We start from the raw sequence: 4886 nt of genomic DNA, 5'->3' as shown, positions 1-4886 counted from the left end.
CGGCCAGCAGCAGCGCGTGGGCGCGCAGGTCTGCCGGGGCATCGGCCTCGCCGCGCAGCACCTGCATCACGTCGCGGGCTTCCAGCACCGGGCCGACGCCGCGCCCCACCGGCTGGCTGCCGTCGGTGATCACCACATCGATCACCATGCCCAGCTGGCCGGCGACATATTCGAACAGTTTGCGCAGCTTCACGGCGGCGGCTTCGCTGCGCACCTTGGCGGTGGGGCCAACCGGCATGTCGATCACCAGGTGGGTGGCGCCGGCCGCGAGCTTCTTGGACAGGATGGAGGCCACCATCTGCTCGGCGGTGTCGATGCCGAGCGGCCGTTCGACGCTGATCAGGATATCGTCCGCCGGGGAGAGGTTGACCCGGCCGCCCCAGGCCAGCACGGCGTGCTCCTGTGCCACGATCGCCTCGATCCGCGCGGCGGTGAGTTCGACATTGGCCAGCACTTCCATCGTGTCGGCGGTGCCCGATGGCGACGTGATGGCGCGCGAACTGGTCTTGGGGATGATCAGGCCGTGGGCGGCCACGATCGGCACCACGATCATGGAGGTGCGGTTGCCGGGGATGCCGCCGATGCAATGCTTGTCCACCACCAGCGGGCCGGGCCAGTGCAGCCGCTCGCCGGCGTTGGCCATGGCGCGGGTGAGCGCCAGCGTCTCGCCGCGCGACATGGAGCCGGCGCAGGCCACCAGGAAGGCGGCGATCTCCATGGGCGCATACCGGTGGTGGGTGATGTCGGCGATGATGGCATTGATGTCTGGCGCGTCCAGCAAGGCGCCGCCGATCTTGCGGCGCACGGCCTCCAGGCTGGCCGGCGGGCGGGCCTGGGCGATGGTAACGTTCGTGCCAGCCGGCAGGCCCAGCCGGCGGAAGGCCTGTTCGCCCAGCCCGATCTCGCCGGGTTCGAGCAGATGGTCATCATCCAGAATGGCCAGCGTGGCGAGGATGCTCGCTTCGCCGGCGCAGATCTCGATCTTCTTCAACGCCTGGAACTGTTCGGCGCCATAGCTGCTGCCGGTGCGCGGCAGGAAGGCCATGTTTTCCGGATAGGTATCGATGGCGACCGGGCGGATCGTGAACATGTGCGCGCCGCTCGGCCTCCCCCTGTTGTCCTGTGGGCAGCATGCACCAGCCGCGGCGGTGGGCCAATGCCGGGCTTCTACGGACAGCCATCCGCAATCACCCCGGCTTGTGGGAGGCGTCTGCCCGCCCGACACTGGCGGCACCGATGATGTCAGACAGTGTGGACCCCAGTGCGCCCGGCGCGCCGCCCGGCAGCTTTGCCGCCACCGGGCTGGGCAAGCTGTATCGCACCGGCGAGGCCGAGGTTCATGCCCTGCGCGGCGTCGATCTGGCGATCGCCGCGGGCGAGATGCTGGTGCTGCTCGGCCCGTCGGGCAGCGGCAAGTCCACCCTGCTCAACATCCTGGGCGGGCTGGACCGGCCGACCAGCGGCCGCCTGTGGTTTGGCGATGAGGAACTGACCGGCCTGGACGACACCGGCCTCACCCGCTTCCGCCGCGCCCACGTGGGCTTCATCTTCCAATTCTACAATCTCATCCCCAGCCTCACCGCGCTGGAGAATGTGCGGCTCGTGACCGATATCGCCGCGCATCCGATGGACCCGGCCGCCGCGCTTGACCGGGTGGGGCTGGCCAACCGGCGGGACAATTATCCGGCGCAATTGTCGGGCGGCGAGCAGCAGCGTGTGGCCGTGGCACGCGCCATCGCCAAGCAGCCCGCCGTGCTGCTCTGCGACGAGCCGACCGGCGCGCTCGATTCAGCTACCGGCGTGCATGTGCTGGCGGCGCTGGCCGAAGCCAATCGCCAGCTGGGTGCCACCGTGGTGATCATCACCCACAATGTCGGTATCGCCGCCATGGCGCACCGCGTCATCCATTTCCGCGACGGCCGGATTGCCCGAGAGGAACTGAACGACCATCCGGTGGCGCCGGCGGAGATCAGCTGGTGACGGCGCTCGATCTCAAGCTGGCGCGTGACCTGTGGCGGCTGCGCGGCCAGGCGCTGGCCATCGCGCTGGTGCTGGCGGCGGCGACGGCCACCTTCATCATGTCGATGGGGCTGCACCGGTCGCTCACCGAAACGCGGGACGCCTATTATGCCCGCAATGCCTTTGCCGACCTGTTTTCCGGCATGGTGCGCGCGCCGCGGGCCATCGTGGCGCGCATCGCTGCCATTCCCGGCGTGGCCCGCGCCGAGGGCGGCATCCAGAGCTATGCGACGCTGGATGTGCCCGGCAACGCGGCGCCGGTCAGGGCCTTGTTCAACGCGCTGGACGATCGCGGCCAGAACCGGCTCAACCAGGTGACGCTGCGGCTGGGCCGCATGCCGCAGCCCGGCCGGCCGGGCGAGGTGGTGGCCGATGAAGCCTTTGCCAGGGCCAATAGCCTGGCCCCTGGCAGCCGCATCACTGCGCTTGTCCATGGCCGCCGGCTGTCGCTGATGGTGGTCGGCATCGGCATGGCGCCCAACTTTGTCTATGCCATGGCGCCGGGCGACCTGTTGCCCGATGACCGGCGCTTCGGCGTGTTCTGGATGGGTCGGCGCGGGCTGGAGGCGGCGACCGACCGGCAGGAGGCGATCAACAGCCTGTCGGTCATGCTGGAACCCGGCGCCAACCCGGTCAACGTGATCCGGGCCATCGATGCGATACTGGCGCCTTATGGCGGCACGGGTGCCTACGGCCGCGCCGACCACCTGAGCCACGCCTTCATCGACAACGAGTTGCAGCAACTGGATGCCATCACGCGGGTCATCCCGCCGGTGTTCCTGGTGGTGGCGGTGTTCCTGGTCACCATCGTCATGGGCCGCATGATCCGCACCGAACGCGGCCAGATCGGACTGTTGAAGGCGTTCGGCTATTCCGATTGGGCGGTGGCGGCGCACTATCTGAAGTTCGCGGCCGTCATCGCGCTGCTGGCGACGTTGATGGGGGCTGCAGCCGGCATCTGGATGGGCCGCGAAATGGCGCGGCTCTACAGCGAATATTATCACTTCCCCTTCCTCGATTACATCGTGTCGCCGCCGTTGATCCTGGCAGCGGGCGCGCTGTCGCTGGCAACGGCCGGGCTGGGCGCAGCGTTCGGCGTCCGGCAGGCGGTGCGGTTAAGCCCGGCGGTCGCCATGTCGCCGCCGCCACCACCCATCTATCGCGCCGGCGCCGTGGAGCAGCTGGGCCGGCGGCTGGGCTTTTCCGCCATCGGCCACATGATCGTGCGCCACATCGCGCGCTGGCCAGGGCGATCGGCGATCACCGTGCTGGGCGTGGCGATGGCCGGCGGGCTGTTGTTCTCCACCCTGCAGTTCATCGATTCCAGTCGCACCATGATCGACAGTTTCTTCTTCCGCGCCCAGCGTCAGGATCTTACCGTCACCTTCGTCGAACCGCGCGGGCACGACGTGCTGTTCGCACTGGCGCAGCTGCCCGGCGTCATGCGGGTGGAGCCGGCGCGCGGGCTGGCGGTGCGGCTGGTCAACGGCAACCGCCAGGAACGCACGGCCATCGAAGCGACCCGCACCGACACCGCGCTCAGCCTGCGCATCGACGCCCAAGGCCGCGCCATTGCGCTGCCCGAACATGGCCTGCTGCTCAGCCGGCAACTCGCCGACAAGCTGGGCGTGCGCGCCGGCCAGCGCGTCGAGGTGCAACTGCTGGCCGGGCGACGCAGCGTCACCCGCCTGCCGGTGGTCAGCATCGTCGACGAGTATATCGGCAAGCGTGCCTATGCCGGCGAGGACACGCTGGCGGCGCTGGCGCGCGACAACGCCCCGGTCGGCGCCGCCCTGTTGCGCATCGATCCGGCGCAGCGTGATGCCATCCTCGCCCGGCTGAAGGCGATGCCGCAGGTGCTGGGTGTCAACGAGAAGGCGGCGTCGCTGGTGCAGTTCGAGAAGATGATCGACGACAATCTGCTGACCATGATCATCTTCTATGTCGGCTTTGCCTCGGCCATCGTCATCGGCGTGGTCTACAACAGTGCGCGCATCATCCATTCGGAACGGGCGCATGAACTGGCGACGCTCCGGGTGCTGGGCTATCATCGCAGCGAAGTCGCCCTGGTGCTGCTGGGGGAACTGGCGTTGCTGGTGGTGCTGGCGACGACGTTTGCCTGCCTGATCGGCTATGGCCTGGCGCAGTTGATGACCGCGATGTTCAGTTCCGACCTGTTCCGCCTGCCGTTCGCGCCGGACCGGGCCAGCTATGGCTGGTCGATCGTCATCGTGCTGATGGCGGCGGCGGCCACGGCCGGCACGGTGGCGCTGCGCGTGCAGCGGCTCGACATGGTGCGCGTATTGAAGGCGAGGGAGTGATGGGAGCGTTCCTCAACCGCTGGCGCTGGGCGCTGCTGCTGGTTGCATTGCTGGCCGGTGGGCTCACCTATGCCTTCTGGCCGCAGCCGCAACCGGTGGACGCGGCCGTGGTGACGCAAGGCCCGATGATGGTGGGCATCACCGATGATGGCACCACCCGCGTGCGCCGCCTCTCGGTCGTGTCGGCGCCGATCAGCGGCTATGTCGAACCGATCACGCTGGAGCCGGGTGACACGGTGACGGTTGGCCGGATGATTACCCACATGCACGGGCCGCCATCGGCGCCGCTGGATCCCAACAGCCAGCGCCAGGTGCGCGCAGCCCTGGTGGCGGCGCAGGCCAGCACCCGCGGCACGGCGGCGACGCTGGAACAGGCCCGCCGCGATCTGGCCCGCTCCGAGGACCTGGGAAGGCGCGGCTTTCTCGCCCGCGCGCAACTGGAGGCCGCGCGCACCCGCGTTGCCACCACCGCCGCCCAGTTGGCGCAGGGCAACGCCGATATCGCCCGCCTTCGGGCACAACTGGCCGCACCCACGGGCAGCGAGG

3 protein-coding genes and 1 pseudogene are annotated in these 4886 nt (G+C 69.1%); 3 read left to right on the top strand and 1 reads right to left on the bottom strand.

Features of this window, described 5'->3' with window-relative positions:
- Positions 1 to 1090: thymidine phosphorylase (locus tag GJV64_RS11330; protein WP_164157329.1), on the bottom strand; the 1090-nt coding region annotated here is incomplete at its 3' end.
- Between the two features lie 146 nt (positions 1091 to 1236).
- Here GJV64_RS11330 and GJV64_RS11325 point away from each other — a divergent pair.
- The 3 genes and pseudogenes from GJV64_RS11325 to GJV64_RS11315 form a co-directional block, all read left to right on the top strand.
- Positions 1237 to 1980 (top strand): ABC transporter ATP-binding protein, encoded by a 744-nt coding sequence (locus GJV64_RS11325; RefSeq protein WP_235927710.1) that lies wholly within the window; start codon positions 1237 to 1239, stop codon positions 1978 to 1980.
- Positions 1977 to 4340: an ABC transporter permease gene (locus GJV64_RS11320; RefSeq protein WP_164157328.1), complete on the top strand. Its 2364-nt coding sequence runs from the start codon at positions 1977 to 1979 to the stop codon at positions 4338 to 4340. Before GJV64_RS11325 ends, GJV64_RS11320 begins: the two co-directional genes overlap by 4 nt.
- Positions 4340 to 4886 (top strand): annotated as a pseudogene (locus tag GJV64_RS11315) (efflux RND transporter periplasmic adaptor subunit); the annotation flags it as partial. The gene GJV64_RS11320 and the pseudogene GJV64_RS11315, both read left to right, overlap by 1 nt.

This window comes from Sandarakinorhabdus rubra, assembly GCF_010994245.1.
Taxonomy (GTDB): Bacteria; Pseudomonadota; Alphaproteobacteria; order Sphingomonadales; family Sphingomonadaceae; genus Sandarakinorhabdus; species Sandarakinorhabdus rubra.
Note: the sequence above shows the minus strand (reverse complement) of the source record. Positions and strands in the feature narration are given on the sequence as shown.